Annotated in this window: 19 protein-coding genes and 2 pseudogenes; 4 read left to right on the top strand and 17 right to left on the bottom strand. The window is 51.7% G+C overall.

Going from position 1 to position 19,483, the window contains the following annotated elements:
- Positions 1-110: 110 nt before the first annotated feature.
- The gene (rpmE, locus tag JCM23214_RS12390; RefSeq protein ID WP_025899214.1) at positions 111-326 is read left to right on the top strand and encodes a 50S ribosomal protein L31; all 216 of its coding nucleotides are present in this window, start codon (positions 111-113) and stop codon (positions 324-326) included.
- Positions 327-423: 97 nt separating this feature from the next.
- On the opposite strand, the gene JCM23214_RS12385 is transcribed toward rpmE, so the two are convergent.
- On the bottom strand, positions 424-864 hold the full coding sequence (locus JCM23214_RS12385) for a DUF1465 family protein (protein WP_025899213.1): 441 nt from the start codon (positions 862-864) through the stop codon (positions 424-426).
- A gap of 189 nt (positions 865-1,053) precedes the next feature.
- On the opposite strand from JCM23214_RS12385, the gene JCM23214_RS12380 reads away from it, so the two are divergent.
- Positions 1,054-1,515 carry an Hsp20 family protein gene (locus tag JCM23214_RS12380; RefSeq protein ID WP_025899212.1) on the top strand — a complete coding sequence of 154 codons (462 nt, stop codon included), beginning with the start codon at positions 1,054-1,056 and terminating at the stop codon, positions 1,513-1,515.
- A 94-nt stretch (positions 1,516-1,609) separates the two neighbouring features.
- Here the strand turns inward: JCM23214_RS12380 and JCM23214_RS12375 are convergent, their stop codons facing one another.
- The 5 genes from JCM23214_RS12375 to JCM23214_RS12355 are packed head-to-tail and all read right to left on the bottom strand — an operon-like array spanning position 1,610 to position 6,034.
- Positions 1,610-2,038, bottom strand: a complete 429-nt coding sequence (locus JCM23214_RS12375; protein WP_025899211.1) for an acyl-CoA thioesterase — start codon at positions 2,036-2,038, stop codon at positions 1,610-1,612.
- Between the two features lie 5 nt (positions 2,039-2,043).
- Positions 2,044-2,889, bottom strand: coding sequence for a dTDP-4-dehydrorhamnose reductase (rfbD, locus tag JCM23214_RS12370; RefSeq protein WP_025899210.1), 846 nt, complete (start codon positions 2,887-2,889; stop codon positions 2,044-2,046).
- The gene (rfbB, locus tag JCM23214_RS12365) at positions 2,886-3,941 is read right to left on the bottom strand and encodes a dTDP-glucose 4,6-dehydratase (protein ID WP_025899209.1); all 1,056 of its coding nucleotides are present in this window, start codon (positions 3,939-3,941) and stop codon (positions 2,886-2,888) included. The genes rfbD and rfbB overlap by 4 nt, the downstream gene beginning before the upstream one ends.
- Positions 3,938-4,510, bottom strand: a complete 573-nt coding sequence (gene rfbC, locus JCM23214_RS12360) for a dTDP-4-dehydrorhamnose 3,5-epimerase (RefSeq protein ID WP_025899208.1) — start codon at positions 4,508-4,510, stop codon at positions 3,938-3,940. The genes rfbB and rfbC overlap by 4 nt, the downstream gene beginning before the upstream one ends.
- A gap of 27 nt (positions 4,511-4,537) precedes the next feature.
- Positions 4,538-6,034, bottom strand: coding sequence for an amidase (locus tag JCM23214_RS12355; protein ID WP_037493578.1), 1,497 nt, complete (start codon positions 6,032-6,034; stop codon positions 4,538-4,540).
- A 233-nt stretch (positions 6,035-6,267) separates the two neighbouring features.
- Here JCM23214_RS12355 and bfr (JCM23214_RS12350) point away from each other — a divergent pair, with 233 nt between their 5' ends.
- Positions 6,268-6,732, top strand: coding sequence for a bacterioferritin (gene bfr, locus JCM23214_RS12350; protein ID WP_025899206.1), 465 nt, complete (start codon positions 6,268-6,270; stop codon positions 6,730-6,732).
- Positions 6,733-6,743: 11 nt separating this feature from the next.
- Positions 6,744-7,214, top strand: a complete 471-nt coding sequence (gene bfr, locus JCM23214_RS12345; RefSeq protein WP_025899205.1) for a bacterioferritin — start codon at positions 6,744-6,746, stop codon at positions 7,212-7,214.
- A gap of 98 nt (positions 7,215-7,312) precedes the next feature.
- Here the strand turns inward: bfr (JCM23214_RS12345) and JCM23214_RS12340 are convergent, their stop codons facing one another.
- The 11 genes and pseudogenes from JCM23214_RS12340 to JCM23214_RS12280 all read right to left on the bottom strand — a co-directional run bounded on the left by JCM23214_RS12340 (position 7,313) and on the right by JCM23214_RS12280 (position 19,436).
- The gene (locus JCM23214_RS12340; RefSeq protein WP_025899204.1) at positions 7,313-7,504 is read right to left on the bottom strand and encodes a (2Fe-2S)-binding protein; all 192 of its coding nucleotides are present in this window, start codon (positions 7,502-7,504) and stop codon (positions 7,313-7,315) included.
- Between the two features lie 108 nt (positions 7,505-7,612).
- Positions 7,613-9,292 carry an energy-dependent translational throttle protein EttA gene (ettA, locus tag JCM23214_RS12335; protein WP_025899203.1) on the bottom strand — a complete coding sequence of 560 codons (1,680 nt, stop codon included), beginning with the start codon at positions 9,290-9,292 and terminating at the stop codon, positions 7,613-7,615.
- A gap of 88 nt (positions 9,293-9,380) precedes the next feature.
- Complete coding sequence (locus tag JCM23214_RS12330) at positions 9,381-10,349, bottom strand: AEC family transporter (protein WP_025899202.1); 969 nt, start codon at positions 10,347-10,349, stop codon at positions 9,381-9,383.
- Between the two features lie 128 nt (positions 10,350-10,477).
- The gene (locus tag JCM23214_RS12325) at positions 10,478-11,104 is read right to left on the bottom strand and encodes a hypothetical protein (protein ID WP_025899201.1); all 627 of its coding nucleotides are present in this window, start codon (positions 11,102-11,104) and stop codon (positions 10,478-10,480) included.
- A gap of 111 nt (positions 11,105-11,215) precedes the next feature.
- The gene (locus JCM23214_RS12320; protein WP_025899200.1) at positions 11,216-12,019 is read right to left on the bottom strand and encodes an enoyl-CoA hydratase-related protein; all 804 of its coding nucleotides are present in this window, start codon (positions 12,017-12,019) and stop codon (positions 11,216-11,218) included.
- Between the two features lie 91 nt (positions 12,020-12,110).
- A pseudogene (locus JCM23214_RS26725) lies at positions 12,111-15,602 on the bottom strand (indolepyruvate ferredoxin oxidoreductase family protein).
- A gap of 152 nt (positions 15,603-15,754) precedes the next feature.
- Positions 15,755-16,448 (bottom strand): annotated as a pseudogene (locus JCM23214_RS26720) (ABC transporter ATP-binding protein).
- Positions 16,441-17,196 (bottom strand): ABC transporter ATP-binding protein, encoded by a 756-nt coding sequence (locus JCM23214_RS12290; protein WP_084264793.1) that lies wholly within the window; start codon positions 17,194-17,196, stop codon positions 16,441-16,443. Before JCM23214_RS12290 ends, JCM23214_RS26720 begins: the two are co-directional and overlap by 8 nt.
- Complete coding sequence (locus JCM23214_RS22565) at positions 17,196-17,981, bottom strand: branched-chain amino acid ABC transporter permease (protein ID WP_051548160.1); 786 nt, start codon at positions 17,979-17,981, stop codon at positions 17,196-17,198. The genes JCM23214_RS12290 and JCM23214_RS22565 overlap by 1 nt, the downstream gene beginning before the upstream one ends.
- Before the next feature lie 10 nt (positions 17,982-17,991).
- A complete protein-coding gene (locus JCM23214_RS22560) occupies positions 17,992-18,489 on the bottom strand; it encodes a branched-chain amino acid ABC transporter permease (RefSeq protein ID WP_051548159.1) in 498 nt (165 codons plus the stop codon).
- Positions 18,486-19,436, bottom strand: a complete 951-nt coding sequence (locus JCM23214_RS12280; RefSeq protein ID WP_025899194.1) for a branched-chain amino acid ABC transporter permease — start codon at positions 19,434-19,436, stop codon at positions 18,486-18,488. Before JCM23214_RS12280 ends, JCM23214_RS22560 begins: the two co-directional genes overlap by 4 nt.
- Positions 19,437-19,483 lie beyond the last annotated feature (47 nt).

Raw genomic sequence — 19,483 nt, 5'->3', positions numbered from 1 at the left:
TTCTACAAGAAAATTCGCAAAAAACTATATCTTTGCTTGCCATGGGGGCGATCCTTTAATATAAGGCCCGCTTAGTGAATTCCAGCATCCCCGAGAGGGTAGAGGCGACTATGAAAAAAGATATACATCCAAATTACGACATCCTCACTGTTGAACTGACAGATGGATCAACATTTGAAACACGCTCTACATATGAAGGCGACGTTCTGAAGCTGGACATTGACGTGAAAACACACCCCGCATGGACAGGTGGTACGCAGCGTATTCGTGAAGACGGTCGTGTTGCCAAGTTTAACAAGCGTTTCTCAAACTTTGGCCTGAAATAAGCCAGTTTGACTTGAACGATATCAGGCGCTCTTTCGGGGCGCCTTTTTCATGCGTGATTTTCAAGAGCAGGGCTGACCTCAAACTCCCCGCGCATCCTTAGCCGGCACGGTATTTTTCTATCGCCAGCTGATCCAGCCTTAAAATACGCCGATACAGGGATTCGCTTCTCTCCAGCAACGAGACAAGACCCGGCGGCAACAACTCCAGATTACTGACCTGCTCATCAGGCAGACAGGTTTCCTGAAACTGTAAATGGCATTCCTCTGCCTGTGCTTCTTCAGCGGTAATTTCGCCCTCTGTGACGGCTCTTTGAAACATCAACCATGACATGCATTCGGTCAATCGTGTCGTAAGACGGAGCGATTCTGTCGCATAGCAGAAGCTGGCTTCGCTGGGCAGCTTGCGAACGGCGGCCTTTCCCGGCCCCAACAGATATTCTCTTGCCTCGACCACCATTAACAGGGCCTCGTCATAGGTTCTGGAGAAAAAAATCGCTCCCTCGACGTTGGCTTCTTGCTCACTTCGCCCTGTACTCATAGCCATCCTTCTGTTGTTCATTGTTCTAAATAATCTAAAATTGTTAATTTTCTCTCATAGCAACTTGAAAGCTTTTTTGCACTTCTTACATATGGCGTATCGAAGGCCTGCAATTGGCTTCGATATCACATGGTTCGGCCCGAAAACGGGGGAACCCACAGATATATTGCTCTGAAGGAGGATATTAAAATGCGTACTTTTGATTTTACACCCGTATTGCGTCCAACGATTGGTTACGGCACATTTGGCCGTCTCTTCAACGAATTGGAACGCGCTTCAACAGATTCAAGCCAACCCAGCTATGACGTGAAGAAATCCGCGGACGATAAATATGAGATCGTGATCGCGGCTCCGGGTTTTGGCGAAGATGACATTGAAATCACTTTGACCCAGAACACCCTCGCCATCACAGCCAAATCCGAAGCTGAGGACAGCTCAGAAAATGGCAATGTGGAATATCTGCATCGCGGATTGACAAACCTGTCACTGGATTACCGCTTTGATCTGAGCGACAACATCAAGGTGATGGGCGCTGAAATGGATAAGGGCCTTCTGAAAATTTCTCTTCAAAAAGAAATTCCCGAAGCCCTGAAACCCCAAACAATCAAGATTGGCAAACCAGGCAATCTGATCGAAGGCAAAGCTGCCTGATCACGCCATTACCTCGCTCAAGGCCTTAAAAAGGCCCCACAACCCCCGCTCCCCCCAGCGGGGGTTGTTTTATGTGCACATGGCAGCCTTATGATTATGCCTGATAGGCGGTAATCATCTTGCGGATGCTGTCCGGGACGCTATGTGTTTTATGGGTGCTTTGATGGGTATTCACCCACACGATTTCACCGGTCGCATAGCGGGTTTCTGACGCTTTATCGAATATGGCCAGCTCAAACGTCAGCGAACTGTTCCCTAATTTGGCGCATCTGCAGCCAACCTCAAATTCGGTATCGAACAGCAGCGGTTTTTCATAATTGACCAGGGATTTAACCAGGTGGAAATCACAGCCGGTCTCACGCGGATAGGCCACATAATCGAACCCCATATCGCGAAAATATTCCGTGATCGCCACATCGAAATAGGTGAGATAATGGGCATTGAAGACAACCCCCTGCCCGTCAATTTCCGCATATCTCACCCGAAATCCAAACAGAAAGGGAAAATCAGCTTTTGTTGTCATTATTCTTATCCTTTTTTCTGATGTAACTCGGCCCGCCAGTCAGGTTGGTCAATTGCAAATACCCGTTTGATCCTGTCGCAGTTCAGTCGTGAATTAGCCGGTCTTTTTGCGGGGACCGGATAGGCGGATGTGGGAATGGGCAAGAGTTCTACGGCTTCATCTTTCAAAATTTCACAGGCAAATTCATACCAGGATACAAAGGGCGCGCCCGTAAAATGATAAATACCATATTCGTTGAAATCGGGCGTCTGCAGCTTTTGAGCAATTGTCAGCAGGGCTGATGCAATATGCCGCGCAGGTGTCGGGCCGCCCACCTGATCGTCCACAACAGAAATCTGCGATCTCTCCTTCGCCAGACGGCGCATAGTCGCAGCGAAATTAGTCTTTCCGCCGAACACCCAAGCGGTGCGCAAAATAATGTGCCGAGCCCAAAGCTGCGCGATGGCAACCTCCCCGCCACGTTTGCTTTTTCCGTAAACGCTTAAAGGGGCGCAAGGATCGCTTTCCACATATGGCTCACTCTTTTGGCCATCAAAGACAAAATCCGTCGAAATATGAATAAGCGGAATATCAGCCTTTGCGGCTGCACCGGCCAGATACCCGCACGCCTTCGCATTGATTGCCTCGGCCAGCAAAACGTCTTCCTCCGCCCGGTCAACGGCTGTATAGGCCGCCGCATTGACGATACAGTGCGGCTCATGCTGCTCTATCTGCCGCTCGATGCTCGCCTTATCAGTAATATCAAGCTGGGCGCGATCACAGGCGATCACCTCTATTCCCTCAGTGCTTTTGGCGGCGCGCACGACTTCCTGCCCGACCTGCCCGCCGGCACCTGTCAATAAAATCCTCAAGTGTCGTCTCCGCTCAATCCGCGGCGATCCAGTGCGGCGCCCTTGCCAACCGCATCTACCCAGTCCAGATTTTCCAGATACCAGCTCACTGTCTTTTTGAGCCCCTCCTCCAGAGTGACAGACTGCCGCCAACCCAGCTCATTCTCGATTTTGCTGCAATCCACGGCATAGCGCGCATCATGACCGGGGCGATCCGTCACATATTCGATCAGCCGCTCATGCGGTGCTTTTTTCGGAAATGCTTCATCCAGTATCCGGCAAACAGCCTTGACCATATAAATATTGGTCTGCTCGGCGCGACCACCGATCATATAAGTCTCACCAACGCGTCCTTTTTCCACCACCATTTGCAGTGCCCGGGCATGGTCATCCACATATAACCAGTCCCGCACATTAAGCCCGTTTCCATAAACGGGAAGTGCCCGCCCCTGAAGGGCATTGAGGATAATCACCGGAAGCAGCTTTTCTGGAAACTGGTAGGGCCCGTAATTATTCGAACAATTAGTGACCAGTACCGGAAGCCCATAGGTGCGCTGCCACGCCCGCGCCAGATGGTCCGATCCCGCCTTGCTGGCCGAGTAAGGTGAGCTTGGCTCATACGGGCTTGTTTCGCTGAACAGTCCCTCGCTACCCAACTCTCCGTACACTTCGTCGGTTGAAATATGTAAAAACCGAAACGCATCCTTGGCTGTTGGCTCCAGATCCCGCCAGAATTCCAATGCCGCCTGCAGCATGGTAAAGGTCCCGACCAGATTGGTCTGAATGAAGTCAGCCGGCCCGTCGATGGAGCGATCCACATGGCTCTCCGCCGCCAGATGGTAGACGGCGCGCGGCCTGTAGGTGCTGAACAGCGCGGTAACTGCCGCCATATCGCAAATATCCACCTGTTCAAACACATGATTGCCTGCGCCCTTGATCACGTTCAGATTTTCAAGACTGCCCGCGTAAGTGAGCTTGTCGATGGTCACCACCCGCTCATCCGTATTTTGCACCAGATCGCGCACCAGCGCCGATCCAATAAACCCGGCACCTCCTGTTACAAAAACAGTCATGAATTGTCTCCATAGTCAAATAGCTGATGCTGATCTTTCAGCCGTGGCAAAACCTTATCCTTGTCAGACAGCTTGGCTTCCTCGGCTGTGATTTTCCAGTCGATTTGCAAATCCGGATCGTTCCAGATAATGCCGGCTTCATGGGCGGGGCTATAGTCATTATCCACCTTGTAGAGGAATTCCACATCCGCGCTTAATGTCACGTACCCATGGGCAAATCCGGCAGGAACCCACAATTGTCGCCAGTTTTCTGCAGAAAGTTCCACAGCCACATGCTGCCCAAAAGTGGGCGAGCCGCGACGAATATCCACCGCCACGTCCAGAACAGCACCCCGGGTCACCCGCACCAGCTTGCCTTGCGCATATTCACCGCATTGATAATGCAATCCGCGAACGGTTCCGCGTGCCGCGCTAAAGGCATGATTGTCCTGCACGAAATCGGCAGCGATCCCCGCCTCCGCCAGCGCCTTTTTGTTCCAGGTTTCCGAAAAAAAACCCCGGTGATCCCCAAACTTGCCCGGCTCCATGATCTTTACATCCTTGATTGCCGTCTCAATAACCTCAACCATTCAAATTCAACCCCTCAATTGCCTGCATCAAGTCGCCTTTTGCAGCTCAGGCCGGCGCGCCTTCCACGGCATTGACCGCTCCAACTCGCTGGCTATGGTATATAACGCCCATTCGTTACCAAATTCTGCAGCAAACTGCACACCAATTGGTAAACCTGCTTCATTCCAGTGCAGGGGAAGGGAAATGGCTGGCTGTCCCGTTTGATTGAAAAGCTGCGTATTGGGCGTCGCCGCCAATGCCTCTTCCGCCAAACTGTCCAGCGCCTTGTTAAGCAATACTTTCGCGGGCAGGAACTTGAGCAACTTCAACGCGGCCTCATCCTTACCATGCGGGTAAAGCTCCCCAATTTTCGCCGGCGGCTGCGCGGTGGTGGCTGTCAGGAGCAGATCATATTTTTCATGAAACCGGCCCATCAGGCGCGCAGCCTCATGATTGGCATGCACCGCATCAGCCAGATCCAGCATACTGTTCTTTTCGCCCACCTGCCCCATGATCCAGCTCGTCAGCTCAAAATCATCCGAAACCAAAGGCCGCCCAGCCATACTGGCACTTTGCCGCAACTCCCAGGCAACCCACGCGCACACAATCAGCAGATAGGATCTGGCCAGCTTATGCCGATTGATCCGGGGCCGATCTTCAACCACCTCATGACCAAGCTCTCTCAAATGATCAGCAACTTTCTGCACCGCTTCGCGGCAATCGGAATGCGCCTCCTGCCCATATAATGGCTCGAGGCTGTAAGCGACCTTGAAACGCTGCTTGCTTGGCTCGCACGCCTTCAAAAATGGCACCGCCGATCCATTCGGTGCGCCGTATGGTGCGCCCGCATCGACCCCCCTTAAGCAATCAAGCATGGCTGCACTGTCGCGAACACTCCGGCTGATAACATGTTCACGGGCAAGACCTCCCCACGCCTCCCCCATGGTAGGGCCAAGGGGATTACGTCCCCGGCTTGGCAAAAGCCCGACTGTTCCGCAATGAGAAGACGGAATTCGGATCGATCCGCCGCCATCACCCCCATGAGCCATTGGCACCAGTCCCGCGGCGACCGCCGCAGCGGACCCGCCACTGGACCCACCGGTAGAGCGCTCCTGATCCCACGGATTACGGCTTGCGCCGCGTAATTTGGGCTCCGTGATCCCCATAATTCCAAATTCCGGGGTATTGGTTTTCCCAAAAATGACAACGCCCGCCTTCTTCAAGCGCTTAACCAGTTCACTATCTTCATCAGCCGCCACATCCTGCAATATCTTGCAACTGCCACTCGTCGGCGTTCCCTTGTAGGTCGCGATCAGGTCTTTAAGCAGAAAGGGAACACCTGAAAACGGACCTTCTGTCGGCAGCTCTTGGCGCACATAGCGGCGCGCCTCCTCATACATCCGATACACCACCGCATTGAGCGCAGGGTTCAACATCTCGGTTCGGGCAATGGCACTTTCCAAAAGCTCGGGCGCACTGACCTCTTTGCGCCGAACCAGCTCTGCAAGCCCCAACCCGTCATACTGATCATAGTCCTCAAACATTATCAGTCTCCCCTTTTCCCAACAGACTACAGGGCTTGCAATCAAGCCTCAATCAGGGAGTTGCCAAAATCCTCTAAATCTGATCTGCCACTGTTAATAATAGTTGTGAAAATCATTATTAAGTTATTGATTTTATTGTATTTTTATCAAAATTGAGTTGCCAGATCGGCGTTTGTGTTTTATACAGTTTTCACTCAAGAACGAGCGCTGCCTCTAACCGTGGGAGGATCCCAATGAAGGGCGATAAAAAAGTCATTAACGGGCTCAATGCCATTCTGGGCTTTGAACTGATCTCCATCAACCAGACGTTTCTGCATTCCCGGATGCTCAAGGACTGGGGTATCTCTGAATTCGGTGAAAAAGAATATAAAAAATCCATCAAGGACATGAAGCAGGCGGACAAGTTAATCGAACGCATTCTTTTCCTTGAAGGATTGCCAAACCTCCAAAGTCTGGGTCGGCTGCGCATCGGTGAAAATGCCGAAGAAATCCTCGGCTGTGAAATGGACCTCACGCTGGAGCAGATCAAGGAACTTCGGGATATCATCGCCCTGTGTGAGGATACATCCGATTATGTCTCTCGCGATCTTCTGGAAGATATTCTGGAAGATGAAGAAGAATTTGTCGACTGGCTGGAAACCCAGCAAGGCCTGATTGCCAAAATGGGGCTGTCCAACTTTATTCAATCCATGTCGTAAGGAGCGAAGTCATGAAGGGAAATAAAAAAGTAATCGATACACTGAACGCGCTTCTCACACATGAAATGAGTGCTGCGGACCAGTATTTCATCCACTCCAGAATGTATCAGGACTGGGGCCTGGAAGAACTTTACGAACGCCTCAAGCATGAGCAGGAAGAGGAACTGGAACATGCTGCCCAACTGGTGGAACGCATCCTGTTTCTGGAAGGCAACCCCGATGTCGCCGCACGGGCCAAGCTCAACATCGGAAAAGACGTCCCATCCATGATGAAAAACGACCTCGCTTACGAGCTGAGCGTTGTTAAAGAGCTGAAATCAGCCATTGCCATTTGCGAAAAGGAGCAGGACTACATCTCCCGCGAGATCTTATTGGGACTGCTTAAAGATACCGAAGAAGATCATACTCACTGGCTGGAACAGCAGCTCGGTCTGATCGACAAAATGGGATTGGAAAATTACATACAGTCCAAAACATCCTGAAAAATCAAATCCTCCTGAACACAAAAAACCGGCTCCCAAACAGCCGGTTTTTTCATTCAATCCCTGCCGGGAATGGTTCAGCTAATAGTTACTCTTACCTACTCTGCAGCCATCAATGTCTCGCGCGGGATCAACTCATCTTCCAGAATTTCACGGACATTTGAAACACAGGTTGCACAGTTCAGTTTGCAATCAAGGCTCTTGAAGACCTGCCCGACAGTACCGGCCCCGCATCTCGCAGCCTCGCGCACTTCACTATCTTTCAAACCATTACAAATACAAGCGTACATGAGAATCTTTCCTAACTGATATTTCTATAGTTATGCAATTAAGAATGATTGTCAATAGTAAGTGAAAAAGAAGGGCGGAAATCCTGTTCCGCCCTTCACTGTCTGATCCTATCGGCTGATCGGTTTATATTTGATCCGCGTTGGCTCTACAGATTGTGCTCCCAAACGGCGCTTTTTATCTTCTTCATAGGCTTCAAAGTTCCCCTCGAACCACTCCACATGACTATCCCCCTCATAGGCGAGAATATGTGTCGCAATCCGGTCAAGGAACCAGCGATCATGGCTGATCACAACCGCGCAGCCTGCGAAATCCAGTAACGCCTCTTCCAGCGCCCGAAGTGTATCCACATCCAGATCGTTGGTCGGCTCGTCAAGCAGCAGCATATTGGCGCCGGATTTCAGCATCTTTGCCAGATTGACCCGGTTCCGCTCACCGCCTGACAGTTGCCCGACTTTCTTCTGTTGGTCCGAGCCTTTGAAATTAAACCCGGACACATAAGCCCGGCTGTTAATTTCTTTTTTGCCAAGATAAATAATCTCGTTGCCTTCGGAAATTTCTTCCCAAACTGTCTTGTTGGGATCCAGCGTGTCACGGTCCTGATCCACATAACCAAGGTTCACTGTCGGCCCAACCTTAAACGTTCCGCTATCTGGCTCTTCCTTGCCGGTTAGCAATTTGAACAAAGTTGTCTTACCGGCACCGTTCGGACCGATAACACCGACAATGGCACCGGGTGGCAATTTGAAAGACAGATCATCAATCAACAGGCGGTCACCAAATCCTTTGGAAATGCCATCCGCTTCCACAACCAGATCGCCAAGGCGTGGTCCGGGCGGAATGGTAATCTGCATCTCTTCAATCTTGGCACCGGTATCCTGATTGAGCATTTCCTCATAGGCGGCAAGACGGGCCTTGGATTTACTCTGTCGTCCCTTGGCACCCTGACGAACCCATTCCAATTCATTCTTAAGCGTTTTACGGCGGGAATCTTCTGCTTTTCCTTCCTGCTCAAGACGCTTTTCTTTCTGTTCCAGCCAACTGGAATAGTTCCCCTCCCACGGAATACCGGTTCCGCGATCTAGCTCAAGAATCCAGCCAGCGACATTATCAAGGAAATAACGATCATGGGTAACGGCAACAACAGTACCGGTATAATCATGCAAGAAGCGCTCAAGCCACGCGACACTTTCCGCATCCAGATGGTTGGTCGGCTCGTCAAGCAGCAGCATGTCCGGCTTGGACAGCAAAAGGCGACACAGCGCAACACGGCGACGTTCACCGCCCGATAGCTTGGTCACATCCGCATCACCCGGCGGGCAGCGCAGCGCATCCATGGCAATCTCAACCTCCCGGTCCAGATCCCATAAATTCTGGGCGTCAATCTGCTCCTGCAACTCACCCTGTTCCGCGATCAGATTATTCATCTCATCATCGGTCAGCTCTTCCGCGAAACGCGCGGAAATTTCGTTGAATTTATCCAGCAGTGCTTTCTTTTCACCAACGCCATCCATGACATTGCCCAGCACATCCTTTGCCGGGTCCAGCTCAGGCTCCTGCGCCAGATACCCAACCTTGACCCCATCGGCGGCCCAGGCTTCACCTGTAAATTCGGTTTCAATACCCGCCATGATTTTCAGAAGCGTCGATTTACCGGCACCGTTCAGGCCAAGCACACCAATCTTGGCACCGGGGAAGAAACTCAAGCGAATGTCTTTCAAAACCTGCTTGCCACCCGGATAGGTTTTCCCAAGACCGTTCATGACGTAAATATATTGATAGGAAGCCATAAGTCTCTACTTCTCCAAAATCTGAAATGCGTTTGGCAACTTGTACATGTTTGGCCGTCCTTTCGCAACGACCAACGCGGCGGATGCGCTATTTACCGACAAACAGGTCTGCAGGCAAATATCCCGATGTAATCAGGAACAAAAGGCCACTAACTGTTAAAATAGACGTCACCGTCGTCAACAGGATCGCTGCTGATGCCCGCTCGATCCAGACACCATATTGCTGGGCAAGGACATATACATTGGTCGCTGTTGGCAGAGCTGCAAGAAGCACCGCCGTATAAACCCAGACCGGGTCAAAATCACCGGCCCAACTTAAGCCCAGATACATCAATAACGGATGCAACAGAAGATTGGCCGGCACCACATAACCAAGCTCTAGCGGCACCTTGCGAAGGGGCCGTAGGGCAAGGCTCACTCCCATGGCAAACAGGGCGCAGGGCGCTGCGGCCTGAGCCAGATAATCGATTAGTCCCGCTACAGGCCTCGGCGGCTCAAACTGAATAATGGCGGCGCCCACACCGATAATCGTGGCAATAATAAAAGGGTGAAAAAACACCCGTTTGAGAATTTCCTGAATAAGGGAGGGGATATTTCGCTTTTCCCGTCCGGAAAAGGCCATCATTGTCGGCGCAACCGTAAAATGCATGACATTTTCAAAACAGAAAATCAGGGCCACAGGAACCGCCGCAATTTCCCCAAAGGTAAGGATGGCAAGCGCTGGCCCCATATAGCCGATATTGCCATAAGCGGCTGCCAATCCCTGAATGGTCCCCTCGGCAATACCTGCGCGCATGATCAACAGCGCGATCAGCAACACAATCACAAATACCGTGAAGGTCACCAACAGGTTGGCTGCGATAAAATCCCAGCTTGCCAACTGCTCCACAGGTGTGCGGGATAATAATTTGAAAAACAGGGCAGGAAGCGCTGCATAAATGATGAAAGTGTTAAGCCATCCCATCGCCGCTTCGGGCTGCCGGGTGATCCGTGCAATCACATAGCCCAGAAATATCAGCCCAAAAAGCGGAAGAACCAGCGCTGCAATCTCTGTCATGTAATTTTGCCTTTCTGTTAGGATTTATCTCCTAATCGCTAACCGGCAAAAGGTCAATTGCAGTCTATTCCACCAAATGAAAAAGCCCCGGCAAATCCGGGGCTTTAATATTCAGTCAATCTCAATGATCAGGATTTTTTTCTGCGCCATCCCAAAAAGCCGAGGATCGCAACGCCCGCCGCATAAAGCGGAAATGCCGCTGGCAACGGAACAGCCGTCAGGGAACTGTTGGAATAAAAAAGCGACATATGGGACAGATCCTTGCCGCCCCCACGTTTTGTGGGAAACAGGGCTGCGGTTGTCCATTCGCCAGAAGTCTCGGTCGTATCCAAAAGAAAAGCGGCAAACCCGTTGCCTGATTTTATGGTGAGGAACACATTTGTATAACCGCCAAAGCTGTCAACGGACCAGCTTCCCAGATATTCCTCGCTATCCGACAGGGTAACCGTCAGGTCGATAACGCCGTTTCCGCCGCCATCGCTTTTATCGGCCAGAACCCAGTCATCAATTCCAAAAGGGTTAAGCTCGGGAATGTCATTTTTAGCGTTGTCATTGGTATGCGTATACAACATGCAGCCGATACTGTTTGTCAGACCGGCCCCCGAACGATTGTCACTGTCATACAGGGATGAACCAAAACTACAGGATGTGCTACTGGGACTTTTTCTGGCAGCATCCGCGTAATTCGGAGCCACAAGAGTTGACACTACAAACAGGGCAAACAACAAAAAACCAGACGCAACCATTCGGGGCATAATCGTTTCCAAAAATTAAGCGAAAGCAACTTTAATGGATTTGATTATGCCCCGGTTTCTTTAAAAATTGGTTTAGTATTACCTAAATTTGTAGCTATTTCTGTTTTTGGCTCAGCGCCCCTTGAAAACCGGCTTTTCTTTATTCACGAAGGCTTTGGCAGCGCCCTTGTGATCCTCGGTTTCAAAGGCTGTGATCATATGAATTGCTTCCCAGTCGAGAAGCTCGTTCAAATCTTCATGCAGCGCCTTGTTCAGATTTTTCTTCATGAAGCCAAGGGCAATTGTAGGTCTGCTGGCAACCGCCTTGGCCATTTCTTTGACAGCGGCCTCGAAACCTTCTGCAGGGACTGCCTTGTTGACAATACCCTCCTCGGCTGCTTCCTTCCCTGTCAGAACGGTAGACATAAAATACATCTCCCGCGCTTTTGCCGTGCCCACCAGCTTGGTGAGGAAATAGGACCCGCCAAAATCACCGGTCAGCCCCACATTTCCAAAGGCGCTTGTAATTTTTGCGGTATCAACGGCAATTCTCATATCGCAGGCGAGGGCGAGCGAAAATCCAGCCCCCGCAGCAGGCCCGGGGATTGCAGCAATAATCGGCTTGGGTGATTCATGGATAAGCCGGGTAACTTCCATCCGTCCGCGCAGCTCTTCCACCTTCTGATTAAAATCATATGCACCTGCCCCTCCTGAATTTGCACGGGCAGCAAATCCTTTCACATCGCCACCTGCGCAAAAAGCACCGCCAGCTCCGGTCAGGACAATCACACGCACTTTGGGGTCCGATCCCAGCCGAGGCAGCGCCTCAAGCAGATGTTCGAACATGCCCGGTGTCATGGCATTACGCGCTTCGGGACGGTTAAAGGTGAGCGTTGCAACGCCGTCTTCGAATGATTCCAGAATATCTTGTGACATGTTTTCTTCCTTTTTTATTATTGTTCAAACAAGCTTATTGCGCTCCGGCGAGCCGATCAACAGATTTTGCAAACCGGCCTTCCAATCCGGATTATTGCGCCGCTTTAACCTCATTATCTCCGTTTCTGAAACGCTCCAGCAGGTTCAGATATTCTGCTGCCGCAGCCTGCATGTGACGCTCCTTCACATGACCATAGCCGCGAATATGCTCGGGCACCTGAGCTATCTCCACGGCAAGTGAATGGTTCGCGGCAGACAGATTTTGTAAAATCTCTTCAATGGTCTGCTCATACTCCGAAATCAGGGCAACTTCCTTGCGCCGCTCTTCGGTTTTACCAAACGGATCCAGCGATGTTCCGCGCAGGAAGCGCAATTTGGCAAGCACCGCAAAGCCACGCAGCATCCACGGACCATATTCCTGTTTCTGCAGATGGCCGCTTTGCGGGTCACGCTTTGCCAGAATTGGTGGTGCCAGATGATATTTGATGCGGTAATCGCCTTCAAACTGCTCGCGAATTTTGGCTTCAAACGCCCCATTTGAATAGAGGCGGGCCACTTCATACTCATCTTTATACGCCATCAGCTTGTAGGCGTAGCGCGCCACAGCTCGGTAAGAGCCAGCGGCTGAAGTCCCAACTCCTGCTCTTTTGCCTGAACGCGTCTCACCAGTTTCAAATAGCGCTCTGCATAGCGCCGGCTCTGGTAGGCTGTCAGCTCTTCGACGCGCAGATCAATTTTCTCCTCAAGCGACAGAGGCTTCTCTATCTGCGCCGTCTGCGAGGCTGGATGGGCAATCTGCGTCACTTGCGCCAGATCGACAGCCGCGCGGCGTCCCCAGGCGAAGCTGCGCTTGTTAGCCTCGATGGCGACCCCGTTCAGTTCGATCGCCTGTTCAATGGCTGCTGCACTGAGCGGAATTGTGCCCTTCTGATAGGCATAGCCCAAGAGGAACAGATTGGCGGCGATTGAATCGCCCATGATCGCCGTCGCAAGATCCGTGCTACTGACAAATTCCGCAGCTTCACGGCCGATACTTTGCGCAACCAGTGTAGTCAGCTTATCCCGGTCCATCGCCAGATCAGGGGCCAGCGTGAAGGCGGCAACCGGTGCCAGATAATCGTTGATGATGGCCTTTGTCCTGCCCAGCCCATAGCTCATGAGGGCATCTTTGCCCGCAGCTACCACCAGATCACAGCCCAGAACAAGGTCTGCCTGGCGGTTGGGAATGCGAGTTCCCCCCAAATCTGCTGTGCTGTTGGTCAGGCGCACATGCTCATCACGGCCCCGTTTTTCTGTGCAAGACCTGTCTGATCCAGAATGGAAGCACCCTTGCCCTCCAGATGCGCAGCCATTCCCAGCAGCGCACCGATGGTCACAACACCGGTCCCGCCGATGCCGGTTACCAGAATGTTATAGGATCCGCTGATGGCGGGCAGAACAGGATCGGCTATCCCTTTGGCCGGATCGCTCGTATCAATCTGATCCGAAGAGACTTCGGCCCGTTGTGCCTTTTTAAGGCTCCCCCCTTCAATGGTAACAAAGCTTGGGCAAAAACCCTTCACGCAGGAGAAATCCTTGTTGCAGCTTGATTGATCAATTTCCCGCTTACGCCCGAACTCTGTCTCCAGCGGCTTGACCGACACACAGTTGGAGGCAATACCGCAATCGCCGCACCCCTCACAAACAGCTTCATTGATAAAGGCGCGCTTGGCAGGATCGGGGAAAGTTCCCCGTTTGCGCCGGCGGCGTTTTTCCGCTGCGCAGGTCTGATCATAAATGATCGCGGTTACCCCACTGACCTCGCGCAATTCCCGCTGAACCGCATCCAGCTCATCCCGGTGGTGGATTGTCACTCCCGGCGCCCAGTTGGTATCGGCGGCGTATTTTTCCGGCTCATCGGTCACCACACAGATTTTGCCAACCCCTTCCGAATGGATCTGGTGGCTGATTTGCCAGGGGCTGAGCGGTCCATCAAAGGGTTGCCCGCCCGTCATCGCAACCGCGTCATTGAACAGAATTTTATAGGTGATGTTCACATTAGCGGCAGCCGCCGCACGAATGGCCATCAGGCCCGAATGATAATAGGTTCCATCGCCCAGATTCTGGAATATGTGTGTCTCGGCCGTAAACGGGGCCTGCCCGATCCAGTTCGCCCCCTCTGCTCCCATATGGGTATAGGTCTGTGTGCGGCGGTTGGGCATATAGACGGCCATCGTGTGACAGCCAATTCCCGCCATCGCCCGGCTTCCCTCCGGCACATTTGTTGACGAGTTATGCGGACATCCCGAACAGAACCACGGAGAGCGACTGACCGGAGCTGCGGGCATCACATTGCCGCTATCGTTCGCTTCTGCCAGTGCAATCCCATCCACAACCTCTTTTGGCAGATCGCGAAGGCGTAATCTTGATGCGATTGCCGCCGCGACCAGACGCGGTGTCAGCTCCCCATCCGAGGCAGAAGCATGCCGCCTTTTTCATCCTGTTTACCGACCAGTCGCGGGCGATCTTCCAGATCATATAAAATACGGGCGGCCTGCTCTTCGATGAGGCTTCTTTTCTCTTCAATAACCAGAATTTCATCATGGCCCGCTGCAAATTCGCGAAGTCCTTCGCTCTCCAGCGGCCAGGTACAGCCCACCTTGTAAACAGACAGGCCAATCTCTTCGGCAAGACTTTCACTGATGCCCAGATCCGCCAATGCCTGCACGGTATCAAGCCATGATTTTCCTGTGGTTACGATCCCAAAAGATTTTCGCGAACTGCTTTGCGTCACCCGGTCCAGCCCGTTTGCCCGCACATAAGCCTGCACCCGCGGCAGTTTATAGCGAACAAGCCTTTCCTCCTGCTCGTTGGCATTGTCAGGCCAGCGCAGATAAATACCGCCCTGTGGTTCGGGCAGACCTTCTGGCTCAACCACCTTCACACGATCGGGTCCCACATCAACAGTTGCCGAACTTTCGACCGTATCAGTCAGACATTTCATGCCAACCCAGCAACCGCTATACCGGCTGAGCGCAATCGCATGCAGTCCAAAATCCAGATACTCCTGAACAGTGGCCGGGTTCAAAACCGGGATCATGGCCGCCACCAGCGCCTGCTCGCTTTGATGCGCAACGGTGGAGGATTTGGCCGTATGATCATCCCCCATCAGAACCAGCACGCCGCCATGGCGCGTTGTGCCCGCCATATTGCCATGCTTGAACACATCACCGGAGCGATCAACCCCCGGCCCCTTGCCATACCAGATGCCAAAAACCCCGTCATAATCAGACTGGCCCGACAAATGAATTTGCTGCGTCCCCCAGATACTGGTCGCCGCCAGATCCTCATTCACGCCCGGCTGGAAATGAATGTCATTATTTTTCAAAAAGGGCTTGGCCTTCCAAAGGCTTTGGTCATACAGCCCAAGTGGTGATCCCCGATAACCTGAAATAAACGCACCGGTTTTCAGATTTTCAGCTGCATCACGCTGGCGCTGCATGATCGGCAATCTGACAAGTGCCTGCGTTCCCGTGATGAAAACCTGCCCATCGCGCAGTTCATACTTATCGTCCAGTGTCACATTTGACTGAATGTTACTCATTGAATTCCCTAGCCCTGTCTTACAGTTTGCTTGAACACAAACAGTATTTTTCCCCATACTACTCTACTCAGCGCCCAGTTACAAACACGAAGGGCGGCTGGAAAGCCCGTGACTTTCCTCGCCGCCCCTCGATTTTTCAACCGCAATATAGCTTAAACTTCAAGCCATTCCTTACGGATTTTCTCATTAGCCTTCAGCTCGTCTGGCGTGCCCTCATAAACCATATGGCCATGCCCCATCACATATAAGCGGTGGGAAATTTTCAGTGCAATCGCCAGTTTCTGCTCGACCAGCAGGATGGAAACACCCCGCCTCGCAATTTCAGACAGCAACTCACCAACCTGTTCCACAATCTTGGGGGCCAACCCTTCCGTTGGCTCATCGATCATGATCAGATCCGGATCTCCCATCAAGGTCCGGCACATGGTCAGCATCTGCTGCTCCCCGCCTGAAAGCACGCCCGCATCCACATCCGCACGCTGTTTCAGATTAGGAACATGTCGAACATGTCTTCCATTTTCCAGCGGCCCTGACGTTTCATGTCCTTGATCCCCAGGATCAGGTTCTGCCGCACGGTCAGTCCGGCAAACACATCCCGATTTTCAGGCACATAGCCAAGCCCGCGAAGAGCCACTTCATGCTCTTTCAGTCCCGCAATTTCCTCCCCGCGAAACTCGATGGAGCCATGAGGCGGAACCTCTCCCATAATGGATTTAATGGTCGTGGACCTGCCCACACCATTACGCCCAAGCAAGGAGACAATCTCACCTTCATTGACATGAAAATTCACACCCTGAAGGATATGGCTTTTGCATAATAGGCGTTTAGATCTCTAACCTTAAGCATGCTCCGCCTCCGCTCCAAGATAGGCTTCCTGAACGGCCTTGTTGTTTCGGATATTTTCCGGTGTATCGGTGGCAATTATTTCGCCATACACCAGCACGGAAATCCGGTCTGCCACATCAAACACAACACCCATGTCATGCTCCACCATCACAAGCGTCTTGCCATCGGTGATTTTACGGATCAGTGCAATCGCCTGATCTGTCTCCGAATGGCTCATGCCCGCAGTTGGCTCATCCAGCATGATGACATCCGCACCGCCGGCTGCGGCAATACCGATTTCCAGCGCGCGTTGCTCCGCATATGTGAGCACACCTGCCGGTACATGCTGACGGGATGTCAGGCCAATTTCCTCCAGCACCTCTGCGGTTCTGTGGTTCAGCTTCTTCTCCCGATCAACCAGATGCCAGAAGGAATATTTATATTCCTGAGACCACATCAAACCGCAGCGAACATTTTCAAAAACGCTCATCCTTGGAAAGATGTTTGTCACCTGAAAGCTCCGTGACAGACCTTTCCGGTAAATCTCGTATGGCGGCAGATTACTAATATCTTCCCCGTTTAGCTCCACACTACCCGCAGACAGATTGTACCGCCCGCTCACCAGATGGAATAACGTGGATTTACCGGCACCATTAGGACCAATAATGGCATGGCGCTCACCTTGTCTGATATCCAGATCAACCCCGCGAATAATCTCGGTAGGGCCGAAACTCTTGCGGACACCTGTCAGTTTAATTGCTGATGTCATCAAGCTGCTCCCTCATCTGAACCAAGGGGCGCGTGCGCCCGCTCCCATGCCTCTTTTAGCTGCGGTAACTGTGTCTTGGTGAAATACCCACCCACAGCGACAAGTACGGCAACAATAATCCATGGCATGACCGTATGCGTATCAAACCCGATACCGATCAGGGACATTTCCGTGTCGCCAACACTGGCCGCACGAACGTGGTGAATCATTTCAAGGAAACCGACAACACCCGCCAGACAGAATGCCAGTGGTATACCGGTGCGAATATACGGAACAACCAGACTACCAAGCCTGTTAATCTGGTAGATGGGAATATGCATTGCCAGAATACCTGTCAGTCCCTGCGGCACATACATAACCGTCAGAACAAACAGCACACCCACATATAGTTGCCAGATTTCAGTATAAATACTCAGCAGCGTCTGCAGCAATGTGAACAATACCGCCCCGACAATCGGGCCAATAAAGAAACCCACACCGCCAATATAAGCCATCAGCAACACCACACCGGATGTCAGTGCGTTCAGGTTTTCTTCTGTTACAATCTCAAAGTTGATCGCAAACAGACCGCCGGCAATCCCGGCAAAAAATCCTGACGCGCAGAAGGAAATGAACCGCACTTTACGTTGACTGTAGCCCACGAATTCAGTCCGCTCGTCATTGTCGCGGACAGCATTTGCCATCCGCCCCATTGGCGTTCTGGAAAACAGATACATCAACGCAATTGTGATAAAGGCCCAAAATGCGATGAGTGAATAAACCTCGATATCCTGAGCAAAATCCATCCCGAAGACTTCAGCCCATGGTGCGATCCCCGCTCACACCTTCCTCGCCGCCAAAGAAGGCCACGAAGATGAGCGAACTTGCCGCCACCAATTCACCAATTCCCAGCGAAATCATCGCGAAAACCGTACCGGCACGACGGGTTGAAAAACTGCCGATTATGATGGCAAAAATCAGTCCGATAATACCGCCAAACACTGGCACGAAAACCATCGGCAGCATCAGACCATCATATTCAATGTAGTTCATGAAATGAACGGACATAAATCCGCCAAGTCCGAAATACACCGCATGACCAAAAGACAGCATCCCCCCTTGCCCCAGCAACATATTGTAGCTCAAGGCAAAGATGATGAAGATTCCCATCAGGTTCATGATATAGATCGCTGAGTTGCTGCTGAAAATAAAGGGCAGCACAATCAGACCAATAATCAGACCAATCCAGGGGACGAAACGCTTGAGCAGCGAGCTTGAACCGCCTGCTGACTGTGTATTTGCAATATCACTCATGTCTCACGCTTCCCAAATAAGCCAGTTGGACGGAAAATCAGGATCAGCACCAGCAACAGATACGGCAAAATTGGCGCAATCTGCGGCAGGGACAGGGTCCACAAATCCCGAAGCGCACTATCAACATCGGTTGTGATATTGAAGACCTGCAACAGATCATTGACTGAATAATCAAGCGCAATCGCAAATGTTTGCAAAAGCCCGATGAGCAGGGATGCGACAAATGCACCGATCAGGGAACCAAGTCCGCCAACCACCACAATCACAAACACGATACTGCCAAGCACAACGGCCATTCCCGGAAAAGTACCCAGCGCCGGACCGGCAATCACACCTGCAACACCGGCAAGCGCACAACCCACACCAAAGACACTCATGAATACCAGCGGCACATTATGGCCAAGCATTGCAGTCATGTTGGGTTTGGTGATCGCAGCCTGAATGATCAGACCCACGCGGGATTTCGTCAAAATCAGCAGCAACCCGATAAAGATCGCAATTGAAATGAACAGCATGAACGCTTTGTAGGCCGGGAAGTCCTGACCGAAAAACGTGAAGAGCGGAAACTGCAAAATTTCAGGTTCATGATACGCTTTGGTATCTTTCCCCCAGATAAACTGGACAACTTCCTCGATAAGAAATGCCAGACCGAATGTAAAAATCAGTTCGGCAACATGGCCCCAGCGGTGAACATACCGAAGTCCGTATCGTTCCACCATGGCGCCAAGAAGCCCCACAAGTATGGGCGCAACAAGCAGCCCCACCCAGAAGCCCAGATACAAGCTTATCGTATAGGCAAGATATGCACCCAGCATATAAAAGCTGGCGTGCGCGAAGTTCAGGACTCCCATCATGGAAAAAATAAGCGTCAAACCGCTTGCAAGCATGAAGAGTAGAAGCCCCGTGACAATCCCGTTTAACAGGGAGAAGAATATCAATTCAAACATTGATTGAATCTCTTATGTACACAATGAAGGCAGGCACAGATCTAACG

It is taken from the genome of Sneathiella glossodoripedis JCM 23214 (assembly GCF_000616095.1).
Taxonomy (GTDB): Bacteria; Pseudomonadota; Alphaproteobacteria; order Sneathiellales; family Sneathiellaceae; genus Sneathiella; species Sneathiella glossodoripedis.
The sequence above is the reverse complement of the archived record's forward strand: the minus strand, read 5'-3'. Positions and strand labels throughout refer to the sequence as shown.